General features: G+C 64.8%; 10 protein-coding genes. 4 read left to right on the top strand and 6 right to left on the bottom strand.

The annotated features are described in order from the left end of the window. Positions 1-19 precede the first annotated feature (19 nt). Positions 20-1,768, bottom strand: coding sequence for an acyl-CoA dehydrogenase family protein (locus ATCM_RS17955; protein WP_132865836.1), 1,749 nt, complete (start codon positions 1,766-1,768; stop codon positions 20-22). A 192-nt stretch (positions 1,769-1,960) separates the two neighbouring features. Between ATCM_RS17955 and ATCM_RS17950 the strand changes: the two genes are divergently transcribed. Continuing rightward, a complete protein-coding gene (locus ATCM_RS17950; RefSeq protein WP_132865835.1) occupies positions 1,961-2,914 on the top strand; it encodes a hypothetical protein in 954 nt (317 codons plus the stop codon). A 226-nt stretch (positions 2,915-3,140) separates the two neighbouring features. Then, positions 3,141-4,214, top strand: a complete 1,074-nt coding sequence (locus tag ATCM_RS17945) for a chitinase (protein ID WP_132865834.1) — start codon at positions 3,141-3,143, stop codon at positions 4,212-4,214. Positions 4,215-4,416: 202 nt separating this feature from the next. Here ATCM_RS17945 and ATCM_RS17940 read toward each other — a convergent pair whose 3' ends face one another. Continuing rightward, entirely contained in the window at positions 4,417-4,740 is a 324-nt protein-coding gene (locus ATCM_RS17940) for a hypothetical protein (protein ID WP_132865833.1), read from the bottom strand. 106 nt (positions 4,741-4,846) lie between these two features. On the opposite strand from ATCM_RS17940, the gene ATCM_RS17935 reads away from it, so the two are divergent. Then, positions 4,847-5,620, top strand: a complete 774-nt coding sequence (locus ATCM_RS17935) for a lytic transglycosylase domain-containing protein (RefSeq protein WP_132865832.1) — start codon at positions 4,847-4,849, stop codon at positions 5,618-5,620. Between the two features lie 18 nt (positions 5,621-5,638). On the opposite strand, the gene ATCM_RS17930 is transcribed toward ATCM_RS17935, so the two are convergent. Beyond that, on the bottom strand, positions 5,639-6,100 hold the full coding sequence (locus ATCM_RS17930) for a hypothetical protein (RefSeq protein ID WP_132865831.1): 462 nt from the start codon (positions 6,098-6,100) through the stop codon (positions 5,639-5,641). 88 nt (positions 6,101-6,188) lie between these two features. On the opposite strand from ATCM_RS17930, the gene ATCM_RS17925 reads away from it, so the two are divergent. After that, complete coding sequence (locus ATCM_RS17925) at positions 6,189-8,273, top strand: NHL repeat-containing protein (protein WP_132865830.1); 2,085 nt, start codon at positions 6,189-6,191, stop codon at positions 8,271-8,273. A 117-nt stretch (positions 8,274-8,390) separates the two neighbouring features. Here ATCM_RS17925 and ATCM_RS17920 read toward each other — a convergent pair whose 3' ends face one another. From ATCM_RS17920 to ATCM_RS17910, 3 genes are all read right to left on the bottom strand, one after another. Continuing rightward, the gene (locus ATCM_RS17920) at positions 8,391-11,420 is read right to left on the bottom strand and encodes a TonB-dependent receptor (protein WP_132865829.1); all 3,030 of its coding nucleotides are present in this window, start codon (positions 11,418-11,420) and stop codon (positions 8,391-8,393) included. 289 nt (positions 11,421-11,709) lie between these two features. Further along, positions 11,710-14,811 (bottom strand): TonB-dependent receptor, encoded by a 3,102-nt coding sequence (locus ATCM_RS17915; RefSeq protein WP_132865828.1) that lies wholly within the window; start codon positions 14,809-14,811, stop codon positions 11,710-11,712. A 601-nt stretch (positions 14,812-15,412) separates the two neighbouring features. Next, positions 15,413-18,439, bottom strand: a complete 3,027-nt coding sequence (locus ATCM_RS17910; RefSeq protein ID WP_132865827.1) for a TonB-dependent receptor — start codon at positions 18,437-18,439, stop codon at positions 15,413-15,415. Positions 18,440-18,502: the final 63 nt, after the last annotated feature.

The following is an 18,502-nucleotide window of genomic DNA, read 5'->3' as shown; positions in this document are numbered from 1 at the left end:
CGCTCCTGCGGGCGTGGGCTTACATCACGTCCCACGCATAGCCGCCGCGCTCCAGTACCGAGGCGGCCAGGGTTTCGATGATCTCGTCCTCGTTGCGCTCCAGCCCACGGATGTTGCGGGCCATGCGACGGCGCGCCTGGCGCGCGAACAGGCGGGCGATCCGGACCGCATCATCCGCCGCCGGGTGCTTGGCCTGGATCAGGCTTTCCACCCGCGAGAGCACGCACAGGCCGACGAACAGGTCGATGGCGACGTCGGCCACGCGCTTCTGCGCATGCTGTTGGTCGGCGATCTGCTTGCCGTGCTTGCGCAGCAGGCGGTCGGAGGCCTTGGACAGTTCCACCGCGTACTTCTCGCACAGGCGCGCCAACGGGCGCAGCGCATCGTCCAGCGGTGCGCGGATGCGCCCGGTGCCGTAGCCGGTGGCCTCGCGCACGCGTCGCCCGGCGTAATCGCCGAGCACGCCGAAGCCCTTGATCGGGTCATTGAAGATGCCGCCCACCGCGCTCTGCAGCTCGGCCAGCGTCGCGCCCACGCCCTTCAGGCCATTGAGTGCCACGTACAGGCGCAGGATCTCGTTGGTGCCTTCGAAGATGGACAGGATGCGCGTGTCGCGGGTCATCTGTTCGTACGGCAGCTCGCGCATGAAGCCGTTGCCGGCGGCGATCTGCAGTGCCTCGTAGCAGCAGCGCTGCACGGCCTCGCTGGCGAATACCTTGCTCATCGCCGCTTCCACCGAATAGTCGGTGCGGCCGCTGTCGATCAGGTGCGCCACCATCCACACCGTGCTTTCGGCGGCGAAGCAGTCGGCGGTCATCTGCGCGATCTTCTCGCGCACCAGCCCGAACTCGGCGATGGGCTGGCCGAACTGCCTGCGTTCGCTGGCCTGCGCACAGGCCATGCGGATCAGCGCCCGCATGCCGCCCACCGCGCCACCGCCCAGGCCGGTGCGGCCGCTGTTGAGGATGTTCATCGCTACCTTGAAGCCCTTGCCGACCGGGCCCAGCACGTTGGCGGCCGGTACGCGCACCTCGTTGAAGGCGACGGTGGTGGTGGATGAGGCACGGATGCCCATCTTGTCCTCGTGCGGGCCATGGCTGACGCCGTCCCACCCGGCCTCGACGATGAACGCGGTGACCTTGCCTTCGGGCGTGTCGGTACGCGCGAACACCGTGTAGAAATCGGCGATGCCGCCGTTGGTGATCCAGATCTTCTCGCCGCTGAGCGTCCAGGTGCCGTCGTCGTTGCGGGTGGCCTTGGTGCGGATGGCCGCCGCGTCGGAGCCGGCGCCGGATTCGGTCAGGCAGAACGCGGCGATCATCTCGCCGCTGGCCAGCTTCGGCAGGTAGCGCTGCTTCTGTTCATCGTTGCCGAACAGCAGCAGGCCCTTCATGCCGATCGAGCTGTGTGCGCCGACGGTGAGCGACACCGAGCTGTCATGGCTGCTGGTCTGGCCCAGCACGCGCGCATAGGCGCCATTGGACAGCTCCATGCCGCCGTATTCCTCGGGAATGATCAGCCCGAACAGGCCCATGTCGCGCAGGGCCTGGATGAACGCTGGCGGTTGTTCGGCATCGCGGTCGTACTGACGCAGCTCGGCGGTCTTTTCGCCGAGGAACTGGTCGATGGCATCGGTCATCGCGCCGAGCATCTCGCGGTCACGCTCGCGGATCTGCGGATAGGGAAACAGGGCATCTTCGGCGATATGGCCGAAGAACAACTGCTTGGCGATGCTTTCATCCAGGTTCGGCGATGCTGCGGTAGTCACGGAACAACTCCTTGGAAGGACAGGCAACGAACGATGGCTGGCTGAATGAACGCTCAGCCCACTGCCATAGGTTCACACATTCGCCCGGCACAATCATGGAACTCGCCGTGCCACGCCCGGTCTGTGCTTGCCACGGCCCCGCGATGGCGGACCGGTCCTCGTCCCGCGGATTCACCCCCTTGATGGAGATGCATGCGTTATCAGGCCTCGCCCGAGCCGTTGTGGAACCGCGTTGCGGCGGTCGCGGTTGCGTTGGCTTTCCTCTCCACGCTGGCGCGGCTGTTGCTGCAGATGCCCGAAGCCACGCCGGTACGGCGCGAGACGCGGATTCAGCTGCGCTGGCTGGCCGCGGAAGGGACCTTGCCCGCGCCGCTGATCGTGGCCCCCGTGCCTGCACGGAGCGCCGCGCCGGTCGTGGTTGCCCGCACCGGGCCGGCCGAGCGGCCGGTCGCGGTGACCGCGCCGGCTACGCCCACCCCTGCGCCCGTCGCGACCGCGGCCATCCCGGCCGCCAGCTGGTCGCAGCGGCTGTATGGAAAGGACGGCACGCTGGCCGTGCCGGAGGCGTCGACGGCCCGGCAGAAGAGTGCGACCGAGCAGGTGTTCGAGCACCGCGACGCGCTGGCCAGCGGCGTGGGCGAGCGGCCGCTGGAAGGGGCGGTGGCGAAGATGTTCGAGGACAGCAAGAAGCCCGGTGAGTCCCCGTATGCGATGGCCGCGCGCGTGGTGCATGGGCGCGACGTGCAGCCGGCGCAGGCCCGTCGCCCGCCGCCGGTGGCCTTCAACCCCAACCTGCATGAGCAGAAGGCCGACCTGGGCAGCGAAGCCACCGGCGACGCCTACAAGGCAGCGCCGATCCGGTTCGAGAAGGCGCCCGACCTGAAGGGCGAAGCGAGTCGTCGCATCCGCGTCGCGGTGGGTGATCTGGAACGGCGCTACCCGCGCTGCAGTGCAGAGCAGCGCACGCGCTGGATGGCGCCGGTGCTGGCGCACCTGGATGCGCTGCAGCGGGTGGAGTACCGCTTCAGCAACGGTGCCGATCCGGTGGAGGCCGAACACAGCCTGCCGAGCGCCGCCGACAGCGCCTATGACATGGCAAGGCGTGCGCTCTGGGACGCCGAGCGGCGGATGAAGACCTGCAGCTGAGTCGTCCCTGTCGCCTGCAGCGGCTGCGGAAGGGCAAGGGTGGGCAAGGCGCGGACATGCCGAACACATGTCCACGGCCGCGCGCCGTCCCTGTTGCGCTGTACACGGGTCATCGCCAGGACAACCCGGCGCCATTATCGGACAGGTTTCATAACCAATTGTTTTTCCGTGATTTTCAGGGCAATCGTGTGCCTAGAATCGGGGTTCTTCCAACCCAGGGACCACGATGAAGTCGATCACCGTTCTCGCCTGTGCATTGGCACTGGCTTCCACGTTTGGCTGTCAGGCAAAGACGGAACCATCGCCCGCGGCGACGCAGGTCGGCGTCACGCCCGGGCATAGCCATGCATTGCCACGGCATGCGCTGGTCGGTTACCTGCACAACTTCGACAACGGCCAGGGCGTGTTGCCGGTCTCGCAGGTCGATGACAGCTGGGACGTGATCGTGCTTGCCTTCGCCGACGACATGGGCGAAGGCAAGGTGGCGTTCAACCCCGACCCGGCGCTGGACCGCGCGCAACTCATCGCCGACATCGCCGCCAAGCGCGCCCGTGGACGCATCGTGGTGCTGTCCTTCGGTGGGGAGCTGGGCACGGTGACCTTGAACACGCAGCGCGATGAGGACAACTTCGTGCGCACCACCGCCGAGGCCATCAACACCTTCGGGCTGGATGGCATCGACATCGACCTGGAGAAGATCGCTGGCGTCACGCATGACGCGCCGGTGGTGCCGCACCTGATCTCGGCGGTGAAGCGCCTGCACGGCATGTACCCCAACCTGTACGTGTCGATGGCGCCGGAACACCCGTACGTGCAGGGGGGCTTCGTCTCGATGGAAGGTATCTGGGGCGCCTACCTGCCCTTGATCGACGGCCTGCGCGCCGAGCTGGACCTGCTGCACGTGCAGCTCTACAACAACGGCGGCCTGCCCACGCCCTATCGCGCCGAGAAGTACCCCGGTGGCAGCGTGGACATGATGGTGGGCTCGGCGAAGATGCTGATCGAGGGCTTCCCGCTGGCCGGCGGCAAGGGCCGCTTCGAAGGCCTGCGCGCGGACCAGGTGGCATTGGCGTTGCCATCGGGGCTGCGTGCGGCAGGCAATGGCTACGCGACGCCGGCCGATATCAACCGTGCCTTCGATTGCCTGACCACCGCATCCAACTGCGATGAAGTCACCCCGGCGCAGCCGCATCCGACGTTCCGTGGCGTGATGACCTGGTCGATCAACTGGGACGTCACCGACAACCGTGCGTTCTCCGCACCCGTAGGCGCACACCTGCGCGCGGCCAGCACGCGCTGACATCCCCGGTAGGCGCGGCCGATACCCCGGCCGATACCCCGGCCGGCGCAGGCGGTCGGGGGGCCGCTGGCTTCGCGGCCGAGGCCGCGCCTACGGCTTGCTGCGGGTCGTGGCGGACTGCGCCGTCCCTTTCGCGCAGCGAAGGGGGGGGTGGGGGAGGGGGGGTTCCCGGCGTGTGCTGGCTTTGCGGTCGCGGCTGTTCCTACCCGGATGCGGGCCACTGGAAGTGCACGAGGGTGACGGTCTCGTCCTGCTCGAAGCCGGGATACAGCTGCTGCATCACGGCCAGCAGCCCTGGGGGCGTGCGGCAGGCCGGGTCGTGCTCATCGGCCAGGTCGGCCGCGGTCAGGGTGTCGAAGCGGCGCAGTTCGGTCCGCAGTTCCAGCGGGGCGGACAGCTGCCCCGGCGCATATTCGATGCAGGCCCGGGGCGCGCCATGCCAGCGCTGGCCACGCCGTACGCTGGTATTGCGACCGGTATGGAACAGCGGGGTGGCGAAGCCCAGCAGGGGGACGGCGTCGGGCATGGTGGCAGGCCGGAAGGCGGCCATTCATTCTGCCGCACTTTTCATCACCTGCCGTTCAAACGCGCGGGCCCAGCATCATCGCCCCTTCCCATGATGTGGTTCCGGCATGTCACGCGCGGCTGCGGTTGCGATGGTGTTGCTGTTGTGCGGGCTGTGTGCGCCGTTGCAGGCGCGCACCGTCTACCGCTGCGTACAGAAGGGCACGGTCAGCCTGGCCACCGCGCCGGAACCGGGATCGCGCTGCACGGCGATGACGGTGGACGACAACGCCGTGCAGGCGCCGAACCTGTGGGGCAACTTCGGGGTGTTCAGTGGCACCTTGTACGAGCGCGAGCAGGATGGCCGGAAGGTGTACTCCACCCGCAACCTGCCCGGTTCGACGCCCTACCTGCGTTTCACCGTGGCCACTCCGCCGGGCGAACCGGCGCACGCCGGCCTGGGACGCGTGGGCACGCCGCAGCTGGACCGGCATGCACGGCAGTTCCGTGCCGCCGCCAAGGCCACCGGCGTGGATGATGCGTGGCTGCGCGCGGTGGCACACGCCGAGAGTGCGTTCGACGAGAAGGCCATTTCGCCCAAGGGCGCGCAGGGTGTGATGCAGCTGATGCCGGAGACCGCATCGGAGTACGGGGTGACCGATCCGTTGTCGCCGGCGCAGTCCATCAACGGTGGCGCGCGCTACATGCAGTCGTTGCTGCGTCGCTACAACGGTGACCGTACCCTCGCGGCGGCGGCATACAACGCCGGCATCGGCGTGGTCACGCGTTATGGCGGCGTGCCGCCGTACGCGGAAACGCGACAGTACGTGGACAAGGTGCTGGCGCTGTACAGCGCCTACCGGCAGGCGATGGGCAATGGCCCGGAGCGTCCCGCGCAGTAGTGGCCGGACGTGATGGGCTCAATCGGGTTGTGGCAGCTGCAGCTGCAGCTGCTGCCAGCCCACGTGGTGCATCAGTTCACGCACCACCACCAGCGCGGCGATGAAGCGCGGTTGCGCAGGCAAACCGGCATGATGTGCGGGCAAGCCAGCGGCCACGTCGGCCAGCAGGTTGAAGGCGCGTTCCACCGCGTCGATGTGCCAACGCGTGCGTGCTTCATCACCAAGTAGGGTTGGCAACGCAGCCAGGCCGTCATCGGCCACCCATAGGACCTCCACGGGGTGCGCGCGCAGTGCGGCGACATGTGGCATCAGTGCGTCCTCGGTGGTGGCGATGGCCCGTTCGATCGCTGCCTCGCCCGGGGGAAAGCGCGCCAGCCCGTCGGCCAGCAAGCGGTCCAGCGACAGCGCCAGAGCGATGGCCTCGCCATGCGCCGGTTGCAGCGTGATGGGCGTGGCGTGCAGGTACAGGCGAGTGGTCATGGTGGGCTCCGGGGTCCGGGACCGATGGCAGGTTCCGCCCCGGTCGATCAGCGTCTATCGTGCCGGCTCGGCAATCATTTGGGTGTACATGGATCGCAAGCATTGGATTACGGCCGTCGTCGTCGTTACCGGAGCTGCCCTGGCGGCGAGTTTCCTGTGGGTACCGACGCCGAAAGGCCCGGTGGGCCCGGCGCCCACGCCGCTGGGCTGGCAGGCCCGCATCGACCTGCTGGGCGGTGACGGCGTTGCCGGCAATGCGGCAGGCAGTGCCGCGCAGGTGCGCTTCAGCGACCCGTGGGGCGTGGCCCTCGGTGGCACGGTGCTGTTCGTGGCCGATGCCGGCGACAACAACCGGATTCTTTACCGCGACCTGCTGGGCGGGGCCTTCACGCTGTTGGCCGGTGGCCGCGAAGGCTTTGCCGACGGACAGGGTGCGGCGGCGGCGTTCAACACGCCTTCCGGCATCGCGCTGGACCGCCACGGCAACCTCTACGTGGCCGATACCGGCAACCATGCCATCCGCAGGATCACCCCGCAGGGGCAGGTGAGCACCGTGGCGGGCGACGGTACGCCGGGCTTCGCTGACGGGGCGGGCGCGCAGGCACGCTTCAACGGGCCGATGGGCGTGACCGTGGGACCGGATGACCGCATCTACGTGGCCGATACCTGGAACGACCGCATCCGCGTGATCACGCCCGGTGGACAGGTTGCGACCCTGGCCGGCGGCGAGCGCCCGGGGTGGGAGGACGGCGCCGGTGCGGTGGCGCGGTTCGATACGCCCACCGACCTGAAGCTCGACGCGCACGGCAACCTGTGGGTCGCCGACCTGCAGAACAATGCGCTGCGCGTGATCAGCCCCGAGGGCACGGTCAGCACGCGCGTGGGCATGCGCGATGGGGAGCGTGTGTTGTGGGGACCAATGGCGCTGGCTGTGACGCACGACGGGGTGGTCTATGTCAGCGAGCGGTTGAGCGGTCGGGTGGTGCAGGTCTCGCCGCACGGCCACATCGTGGCGGTGGCGGGCAATGACGCACAGCGCTTCGCGCGACCGGCCGGCCTGGCGTTGGCCCCGGACGGCAGCCTGTTGATGGCCGATGCCGATGCCTACCGTGTCCATCACCTGGCACCGGCAGCCGGCGGCCTGCAGGCGTCGCCGCCCGTGCTGGGGCCTTCGCCGGACAACCCGTTGCCGGCCAACCAGCGGCGGTGGCCGCTGGCACCGCAGCTCGGCTGGCATGAGGTGACCGGGACCTTGGGCGAGGTGCGTGGCAACTTCAGCGGCGAGAGCCGCCATCACCTGCACAGCGGTTTCGACGTGCGTGGCGATGTCGGCCAGACCGTGCTGGCGATTGCGCCCGGGAAGGTCAGCAGTCCAGCGTCGACCTGGTCACTGGGCGGCCAGGCCGAAGGGTTCTCGCTGGACAAGCTGGACTACATCCACATGAAGGTGGGGCGTGATGCCGGCAACCGCCCGCTGGACGCCGCGCGTTTCCAGCTGCTCGATGACGAGAGCGGCCGCCTTGATCGCGTGCGCGTGCGCCGCGGCACCCGCTTCCAGCCGGGTGACGCCCTGGGGAGCATCAACAACCAGGCGCACGTGCACCTGGCGGTGGGACCGTCCGGCTACGAGCGCAACGCGGTGCGTCTGGGGTTTGCCAACTACGCCGATCACGTCGCGCCGAAGATCGACGACATCGCGCTGCTCGATGCCAATGACCAGCGCTTGGTGACGAAGGTCGATGGCCGCCTGCAGGTGCCCCGTGATGACAGCGGCCTGCAACTGGTGGTGGAGGCGTGGGACCAGGTCGACGACAACCTGCCGCGCCGCCGTCTTGGCCTGTACGCGCTTGGTTACCAGATCCTGGACAGCAACGGTCGCGCATTGCCCGGCTATGAGCAGCCACGGATGAACATCCTCTTCAACCGCATGCCGCCGCAACGCGAGGCGGTGAAGGTGGCCTATGCAGCCGACAGCGGCATCACCGTGCATGGCAGCAGCAGCACGCGTTTCCGCTACGTGCTGACCAACACCGTGCGTGACGGCCTGTTGGCCACCGGCCTGCTGCAACCTGCGGAGCTGCTGCCGGGGAACTACACGATCCGCATCACTGCGAAGGATTACAGCGGGAACGCGGCGATGGCGGGAACCGAGCTTCCGATAAGGGTCCAGTAACGGCGATCCTCCGGCAGGTACATCGTGTCGTGCGGTAACAAAAAAGCCCCGGCAGATGCCGGGGCTTTTGTTCACCTGCAATCGACGGGCGATTGCCTTGCTGTTGCCTTCCTTCGATCAGAAATCGTAGGAAGCGGACAGACGGACCGAACGCGGCGCGGTGTAGTACGTGCCGATTCCGTAGGTGTTGGACACGGTGTAACGAGCGTCGGAATTGAACTTCGAATCCGACTGCACCGCCTTCAGCTCGTTGAACACGTTGAACACGTCCAGGCTGAAGGCCAGCTTGTGGTCGGCGAAAGCCGGACGGTACATCACGCCCAGATCCACACGCTTGGTCCACGGCTGACGGCCCGCATCACCCGGACGCGACGGCTCGCCGGCGCAGTAGTGATACGCGGTACGGTAGCTCATCGGGTCGCCTTCATTGGCGCCGTAGTAGCCCAGGCAGCTCTTCGGCATGCCCGACATGATGCGCACGGTTGCCGAAGCGGTCCACTCGTCGTTGAACTGATAGGCACCGTAGCCCTTCAGCTGGTGGCGACGGTCGTTGGCCAGGTAGCCACCGGCGTACTCCATCAGGTACGAGCCGTCCCAGTCCTGCGTCTTGGAGACGTCGTCCTGGCCGATATCCGACTTCACCTGACCTTCGGTGTTGCCGAAGTTACGCGACCAGGTGTAATCCACGCGACCGTACCACTTGTTCGACAGCGGGTGCTCCAGGAACAGGTCGATGGCGACGTAGTCACGCTTGGCCTTGTTGCCACCGAAGCCCCAGTCGCTGCCGCTCATCTGGAACGAGGTGTAGCCCGAACCGTCCAGGTGCTTGGCCAGGAAGGTGTTGGTCTTGCCCGGGTTGAAGATCGTGCAGTGCGGCACGTCCAGGTTCGAGGTGTCGATGTTCATCGACTCCAGCTTCTCGAACATGCGGTCCGGATCGCAGATATCGTCGATGGCCGACTGCAGGCGACGGTAGGTGACCTTGGCGCCGCTGTTCCACGACTGGCCGATGGTCTTCTCGAAGCCCAGGATCAGTTCGTCCTGGTACTGCGACTTCAGGTCGGTCGGAGCCACGGATGCTGGATCCGGGGTCTGGCCGTACTCGCCGTTGGAGGACACCGGGCCCGGGCCGAGTGCGGTCAGGCCGGTCGGATTGCCGTTGGCATCGATACCGGTGTAGTTGAAGTACTCATAGGTGAAGGTCGAGGCCGACGCACCGCGGATGGCGACGCTGTTCGGCAGGGCCAGGTAGTAGCGGCCCAGGTTGGCGAACACCTTCAGCGACGAATCACCGAACACGTCCCAGGTGGCGCCCAGACGCGGGGCCCACTGGTCACCGCTTTCCACGTAGGCAACCGCGGCGCTGTTGTAGTTGGTGAACTTGTCGTTGCGCACGCCGAGCGTCAGCAGCCAGTTCGGGGTGACCTGCCAGCGGTCTTCCAGGTAGTAGGCCTTCTGCTTGACCGCCATGCTGGTGGTGGTGCTGAAGACGTACCTGGAAACGTAGTAGCCGTCACCACCCGGTGCACCGACGCCTGCTTCCGGATCAACCGGTGAAGACGGATCTGCGGACTTGCCATAAACCCACGCATAGCCCGGGCCGGTGACGTGCTGGCCTTCGTTGTGTGCGTTGTAGTACATGTTGTCGATGCCGGCGGTCAGCTCGTGATCGCCGAGACGGTATTCCAGGTCCACGCGCAGGCCGCGGGTCTTGCTGCCAGCATCGTCGGCCTTGGTGTACAGGCCAGCCTGATTGTTGCGGATGAACTGACCACCGGTGACGCCGGTGTTCTGGTTGGCAACGCCGCTGAGGTAGGGATTGGTGGAATCCAGCGGGTTGCTCAGCAGGTTGGTTTCCTTGCTGCGGCCCCACACGGCGCTCAGGGTCAGGTCATCGGTCAGATAGCCGGTGTACTTGAAGATATCGAACTCATTCTTCAGCTTCTCGGTATCTGCGTAGGTGCCCGCACGACCGCCTTCCTTCAGGGTGGCGTAGTCGAACTTGTTGTAATAGCCCGACTGACGGTCCGTGTTCTGGACGCGGGTGTACTCCAACGTGTTGTTGTCGTTGATGTTCCAGTCGATCTTGCCGTAGAACTTCGGTGCCGTGTAGCTGTAGTGGTTACGAATCACCTGGGAGGCAATACGGTTGGCGGTGGACACGCCTTCGGTCTTGTCTGCCTCGGCAGCAAGGTTGATGAACAGGCGATCTTCGATCAACGGGCCGCTGACATAGCCGCTGTAGGTGGTACGGGTGGCGGTGTCCCCATCACGCGAGCGATAGATCGTGCCAGGACGGGTTGCGTTGCTGTACTTGTAGCCGTCCGGCAGATCGATGTCCGGGAAATTGATGTCACGCGGCGAAGCGGCGAGGCTGTCCGGAGCCCAGGTCACCTGCGCGCCGAAATGCCATTCGTTGGTGCCGCGCTTGCCGAGCTGGTTGATTACGCCGCCGGTCGAACGACCATAGCGCGCGCTGTAACCACCAGTGTAGGTTTCCTGCTGGTCGATTGCGCCATAGGGCAGGCTGACGCCACCCATGTTGCTCAGCGGGTTGGAGGCATTGAAGCCGTTGAGGTAGTAGGCGTTCTCGGTGACGCTGGAGCCACCGAACGACAGCACCGAGCGCGAACCGTTGGAGAACTGGCCGCTACCGGCGACCACACCCGGTGCCAGCAGTGCGATGGCTTCGGCGCTGCGACCCAGCGGCAGCACGTCCAGCTGTTCGGAGGTGATGACCGACTTGGAGACGGTGTTGCTCACGTCGATCTTCGGCATGTTGGCCGCGGTGACGGTCACGGCGTCCAGGTTGGTGGCATCGCCACCGCCGAAGGACACTTCGGTGCCGGCGCCGACGCGCAGCTGCACGTTCTCGCGCTTGTCGACCACCTGGCCATCACGCTGCAGGGTGATCGAGTAGTTGCCCACCGGCAGCGAGCCGAGGTTGTAGCGACCATTGGCATCTACCGTCACCGAGCGCTTCAGGCCGGAATCGTTCTGCACCGTGATGGTTGCACCGGCGGCCTGCGGGGCGTTGCCGTACAACGAACCCGTGGTGCTCTGGGCGGCAGCGGCACCGATGACCGAAGTCAGAATCACCGCGAGCGCGGTGCGCTTCAGGCGGATTGCTTGCTTAGCACTGCTCATTTGAATCCCTTGCATTGGAGAGTTGTTTCATTCGCTAGCTGTTTCTGGTGAAACCACCGTGACAACTGAACGAAATCTTAATTTCTTTTTGACAAGTTTTGCAATATCAGCTGAAACTAAATTTAACTTATTGAGTTATAAGGAAAGTTAAGGTTTGCTGACAGCTGAATGGGTGTATGAGGGGCGCGTAAAGGTGTTCCCAAGTGCCGTCGGGTTACGAAAAGCAAAGACCCCGGCCGAAGCCGGGGTCCTTGTCGCTGAGGATCTGATCGCTACGCGGTGTCTGCGATCAGAAGTCGTACGTTGCCGCGAAGCGCAGGAAACGAGGTGTCTGCCGTGCCTGCGGGAGCAGGTAGGTGTTGGACACCGTGTACGGGCCGGTCTCGGAGGTCACATCCACCTGCAACGGCCTGCCTTCGTTGAGCACGTTGAAGACCTGCAGGCTGAAGCCGAGCTTGCCATCGAGGAACGCTGCCGGTCGATAGCTGACGCTCAGGTCAATGCTGCGGGTCCACGGCGTGCGCTGCGAACCGGGCTTGGCGATGGAGCCAAAGCAGGTGTGGTACGCGGCGTCGTAGCCGATCGGGTCGGCATCGGAGGAGCCTTCGTCGATGCTGCCGTCGGGGTTGTAGTAGCCCAGGCAGCTGATCGGCGTGCCCGATTGCACGCGGATGTTGCCGCCCACCGACCATTCCGGGGTGATGGCGTAGCTGCCATACAGCTTCAGCTGGTGGCGGCGGTCATTGGCGAGATAGCCGTTGGCGAACTGCATCATCTGCCATGCATCCCAGTCCTGCGTCTTGGAGATGTTGGTCTGACCGAACTCCGACTTCACCTGGCCTTCGTTGTTGCCCTCACTCTTGGAATAGGTGTACGAGACGCGGCCTTCCCAGGTTCCATCGAACGGGTGTTCGGCGTACACGTCGATGGCCTTGTAGGTGCGCTTCAAGCCATCCTTGAAGCCCCAGTCGCTGGAGGACATGCGGAAATCGGTACGGCCGCCGACATGGTTCCCGGCGGCGTCGACATTGGCCAGGCTGAAGGTGTTGGTGCCGCCCGGATTGAACATGTAGCAGGAGGCAATCTCGACGTGCTGGCCGTTGCCGGTGGAAGCAATGTACTTGCCTTCCTTGGTCCCGACCTGGGTCAGCCCGTTCACCTCCATGAAGGTATACGGATCGCAGACGTCATCGATCGAGGACTTCAGGTCACGGTAGGTCAGCTTCGCTCCGACCACCCACTTCTCGCTGAGCTGCTTGTCAAAGCCAAGGATGAACTCATCCTGGTACATGTTCTTGAGATCGGAAGGCGCGAAGGAGAGAACGTCCACCGCGGTGCCGTATTCGCCGTTCGAAGAGACCGCGCCCGGAGGCGGTGCGCCGTTGACACCCCCGACTGGGGTGAGACCGGTCGGAGCACCGTTTGCATCGATGCCGGTGTAAGTGAAGTATTCACTGGTGAAGGTCGAGGCGGAGGCGCCACGGATGGCCACGTTGTTGGGCATGGCCAGGTAGTAGCGACCGGCGTTGCCGAACACCTTCAGGGAAGCATCGCCCATCACGTCCCAGCTGAAGCCCAGGCGCGGCGCCCACTGGTCCTTGGAGGACATGTAGGTGGCGCCGGAGTTGTTCTTGTTGGTGAACTCGTCATTGCGCAGGCCAAGGGTCAACAGCAGGCTGTCAGTGACCTGCCAGCGGTCCTCCAGGTACCAGGCCTTCTGGTCCAGCGACATGCTGGTGTTGGTGAAGTAGTCGCGTTTGGTGACGTAGTAGCCGGCACCACCAGGGGCGCCCACGCCCAGGGCCGCGTTGATATTGCTCGCGGGGTTGGAGGCACGCTGGTAGAGCCAGTAGTCCGATTCCTGCGACGTACCTTCGTTGTCGGCCTCGAACTTGATGTTGTCCATGCCCAGGCTCAGCGTGTGGTCTCCGACCACCCATTCCAGGTCGGCACGCAGGCCGTGGGTATCATTCACGCCATCGCGACCCTGGTAGCCTGCCAGCCGGCTACGGATTGGCGAGTTACCGTTGAGGGCGGGGTTCTGCAATGTCGGATTGGCGATGTGCGGTACACCCGGCAGCAGGTAAGGGGTGTCGCGAGCAGTGAAGCGGCTCTTGCCATAGGTGGCGCTGAGGGTCAGGGTGTCGGTCAGATAGCCGGTGTACTTGAAGATGCGATAGTCGCTGTCGCGCTCCTGCTCGGTCGGCGTCACCGCCAGACGATCACCGATGGCACCTGTCTCGATGTCATATTCACGGTAATAGCCGCTGTAGTCCTTCTTCTCCTTCATCCACGTTGCTTCAAGCAGGTGGTCGTCGGTGATGTTCCAGTCGATCTTGCCGTAGATCTTGGGGTTGTCCGTATCGGCATAGGTACGGCGGGCCGATCCCAGCGAAGACGAGTTGGTGTCCTGCTTGGTCTTCTGCGCTTCACCGGCGACAAAGAAGAACAGGCGATCCTGCAGGATCGGGCCGCCAACATAGGCGCTGTAGGTGGTGACGTCGGTCTTCTCGCCCTTGCCGCGGGAGTACAGCGTGCCTGCGGCATCCGGATCTTCATAGTCGTAGCCTGCCGGCAGGTTCTGGTCTGGCAGGTAGAGGTCGCGGTAGTCCTCACGCAGTGACTTGGGATCCCAGGTCACCTGCCCACCGAACGTCCACGCGTTGGTGCCGCGCTTGCCGATCTGGTTGATCACGCCACCGGCCGAACGGCCGTACTTTGCGCTGTAGCCGCCGGTGTAGGTTTCCTGCTGCGAAATCGCGCCATAGGGCAGCGAGAAGCCGCCGAGATTCGAAACCGGCTCGCCGCTGAAGTAGCCGTTGATGTAGTAGGCGTTCTCCGATACGCCTGCGCCGCCGAAGGAGACCAGCCCGGCGAGCGCGGAATAACCGGCGGCACCTGCCACCGCGCCTGGCGCGAGCAGTGCCAGTGCCTCCGCCGAGCGCTGTAGCGGAAGGCGCGCAAGCTGCTCGGTGGTGATCACGGTGCGGGTGTCGGTGGTGGTCAGGTCGATTGCCGCCGGAGCGGTGGCGGTGACCGTGATGGCTTCCAGCGTGGTTGCGCCGCCGGCAGAAGCGAATGAGCCATCCACCGAAGAACCGACGATGACCTGTACCTGGCGGGTGCCGATGACCTGGTCGCCGCGCTTGACCGTCACGGTATAGACGCCGACGGGCAGGGCATTGATGGTGTAACGACCGTTGTTGTCCGCCGCGATGGTTCGATTGAAGCCGCTGTTGTTGGCGACATGGACGGTGGTGGCCGTTCCGGCCTCGACGGGGATGCTGCCTTGGATACTGCCGGTAGTGCTCTGCGCGTATGCGCCGCCAGCGATGCACAGGCTCAGCGCAGCACTGAGGGCTGCGCGTTGGATCGTCTTGCGCTTGACCATCTGCTCTCTCCAGAAGTTGTGTTTGTTCCTGATGCGGGCCCCAAGTCGGGAACCTAAACACCCGGTGAACAGACGTTACAACTGAATCGACTCAAAATTAATACTTCGTGAATATTTTTTAGGCAAAAAAAATAATGTCCTTTTAAATCAATATGTTGATGGTCAAGTGGGTCAGGTCATGGCGTGACCTTTGGCACGGGGGAGCATTTGCACGCGCCCAGCTGCGCGGAACCGCCTTGAGCACCCCCATGGGGAGGCTGTGCTGGCACTGAAGTCCAGCGCCCGCGGGTAGGGCCGGTGCCGCCGAGCTGGGATGCCATCCACGCCTGCGTTGCAGGTGTGGAATCCCGGCCAGATCGAAGGCCGAGGGGCGATGTCATCCTGGCTGTTGGTGCTTTCCAGCCAGTCCCCCAGCTGTTGATCCGGGCGTGGTTGAAGCGTCCAGGCCATATGTCGGTGTGCTTCATGCCGGAAGCGAAACCAACGGCAAACCGGGTGAGCCCGCCCCGCCGCTCCATGGTGGAAGCCAGACAAGAAGAAGCCCCAGCGCGAGGCTGGGGCTCAGGTGCGTCGCAAGCGCGGGATCGCGCGATGCCGATGCCTAGAAGTCGTAGGACGCGGTCAGGCGAACCGAGCGTGGCGTGGTGAAGTAGGTCTCCATGTCGTAGCTGTTGGAGATCGTGTAGGGATCGGACTCGTAGACCGCGTCGGATTGGATCGGCTTCAACTCGTTGAGCACGTTGAACACATCCAGGCCGAAGGCAAGCTTGTGGTCGGCGAACGCAGGCCGGTAGATCACCCCCAGATCGATCTGCCTGGTCCAAGGCTGGCGGCCGGCATCGCCCGGCTTGGACGGAACGCCGTCGCAGTAGTGATACGACGAGCCGTAGCCGATCGGGTCATCATGATCGGCGCCGTAATAGCCCAGGCAGTTCTTTGGCGCGCCGGACATGACGCGCAGCGTCGCCGATGCGGTCCATTCGTCGTTGAACTGATAGGCACCATAGCCCTTGAGCTGGTGGCGACGATCATTGGCCAGGTAGCCGCCGGAGTACTCCATCAGCAGCGCCGAGTCCCAATCCTGGGTCTTGGAGATATCGTCCTGGCCGATATCGGATTTCACCTGGCCTTCGGTGTTGCCGAAGCTGCGTGACCAGGTGTAGTCCAGGCGTCCGTACCACTTGTTGTGCAGCGGGTGCTCGATGAACAGATCCACCGCTATATAGTCACGCCTGGCCTGATTGTTGCCGAAGCCCCAGTCGCTGGCGCTCATCTGGAATGCCGTATAGCCGGTGCCGTCGGTGTGGGTGGCCAGGAACGTATTGGTTTCGCCCGGGTTGAAGATCACGCAGCCGGGAACCTCCAACCCGGAGGTGTCCACGCCAGTCGACTGCAGTTTCGCCAGCATGCGGTCGGGGTCGCAGACATCGTCGATGGCCGCCTGCAGGCGGCGATAGGTGAACTTCGCGCCGCTGTTCCAGGATTGGCCGATGGTCTTCTCGAAGCCCAGGATCAATTCATCCTGGTACTGCGACTTCAGGTCGGTGGGGGCGACGTTGGCCGGGTCCGGCGTCTGTCCGTACTCATTGTTGGTCGACACCGGGCCGGGACCGAGCGGGGTCAGCCCGGTCGGATTGCCGTTGGCGTCGATGCCGGTGTACGTGAAGTACTCGCGGGTGAAGGTCGAGGCCGACGCGCCGCGGACCGCGACGCTGTTCGGCAAGGCCAGGTAGTAGCGGCCGAGGTTGGCGAACACCTTGAACGAGGCATCCCCGAACACGTCCCAGCTGGCGCCCAGCCGTGGTGCCCATTGGTCACCACTTTCGACGTAGGGCTGGGCGGCGCTGTTGAAGTTGGTGAACTTGTCGTTGCGGATGCCCAGGGTCAGCAGCCAGCGTGGCGTGACCTGCCAACGGTCTTCCAGGTAGTAGGCCTTCTGCTCCACCGCCATGCTGGTGGTCGTGGAGAAGATGTACTTGTAGACGTAGTAGCCGTCCCCTCCGGGTGGGGTGATGTTGAAGCCCGGGCTGGGCGACTGGCCTGGCGCGATGCGCGAGTAGTACCACGCGTAGCCCGGGCCGGTGATGGTCTGGCCTTCGTTGTGGCCGTTGTAGTACATGTTGTCGATGCCGGCGGTCAGCTGGTGGTCGCCGATGCGGTAGTCCAGGTCCACGCGCAGGCCACGGGTCTTGCTGCCGGCGTCGCGCGCCTTGGTATCGCGCGCCGCCTGGCCATTGCGGATCGGTGTTCCACCGGTGATCGCCGGATCCTGCAGGGTTACCCCGCTCAGGTAGGGGTCGTCGGATTCAAGCGGGTTGTACTGCAGGTTCTTCTGTTCACTGCGGCCCCAAACCGCGCTCAGGGTCAGGTCGTCGGTGAGGTAGCCGGTGTACTTGAAGATGTCGTACTCGTCTTCGAGCTTGGTGATGTCCGGGTACGTTCCCGTGCGCTCGCCGCCCTGCAGGCCTTCGTAGTCGAATGCGGTGTAGTAGCCGCTGCTCCGGTCATTGTTCTGGAACCGGGTGTACTCCAGCGTGTGGTTGTCGGTGATGTTCCAGTCGATCTTTCCGTAGAACTTGGGTGTGCTGATGGTGTAGTTGTTGCGCGCCTGGGTGGTCGAGGCAATGCTGTTGGTGCTTGCGCCTTCACGCTTGTTCGATTCGGCCGCCAGATGGACGAACAAGCGGTCTTCGATCAACGGTCCGCTGACGTATCCGCTGTAGGTGGTGGAGCTGGAGGTGTCGTCATCGCGTGATCGGTAGAGCGTGCCGGGGCGGCTCGGGTCCACGTATTCGGAGCCGGGAGGCAGCGTATCGTTGGGATACCAGACATCGCGCGGCGAGGCCGCCAGTGACTTGGGCGACCAGGTGGTCTGGAAGCCGAAGTGCCATTCGTTGGTGCCGCGCTTGCCCAATTGGTTGAGCACACCGCCGGTGGAGCGGCCATAGCGCGAGCTGTAACCGCCGGTGTAGGTTTCCTGCTGGTCGATCGAGCCGTAGGGCAGGCTGGCGCCGCCCAGTGCGTTGTACGGATTGGAGACATTGAAGCCGTTGAGGTAGTACGCGTTCTCGCTGACGCTTGAGCCGCCGAAGGACAGCACCGAGCGCGAGCCGTTGCCGAAGGCGCTGCTGCCGGCAATCACGCCGGGCGCCAGCAGGGCGATGGCTTCGGCGGTGCGTCCAAGTGGCAGCACGTCCAGTTGCTCGGAAGTAATGACGGACTTGGCCACGGAGGTGGAGACGTCAATCCTGGGCACGTTGGCGGCGGTGACCCTCACCGCGTCCAGCGTGATGGCGCCGTCGTCGCGGAAAGAGACTTCAGTGCCGGTGCCGACCCGCAACAGGACATCCTGGCGTTGTTCGATCACGCGGCCGTTGCGCTCCAGCTTCACCGTGTACTTGCCCACCGGCAGCGTGCCGAGGTTGTAGCGGCCGTTGGCGTCCACGCTGACGGTACGCTGCAGGCCGGAAGCGTTCTGGACCGTGACGGTTGTTCCATCAGCCGCAGGTGCCTGTCCGAACAGCGCGCCGGTCGTGCTCTGGGCGAAGGCGCCGCTGATGCTCGTACCCAGTACCAATGCCAACGTGGTGCGCTTCAGTGCGTGGTTGTTGTGTTTGAAGCTCGTCATGTATATCCCCGAGAAGTTGCGCTCTGTCGTGGTGCCCTGTCGTGCGGGGCGGTGACATTGCGG

This window comes from Stenotrophomonas sp. ATCM1_4 (assembly GCF_004348115.1).
GTDB lineage: Bacteria > Pseudomonadota > Gammaproteobacteria > Xanthomonadales > Xanthomonadaceae > Stenotrophomonas > Stenotrophomonas capsici.
Note: the sequence above shows the minus strand (reverse complement) of the source record. Positions and strands in the feature narration are given on the sequence as shown.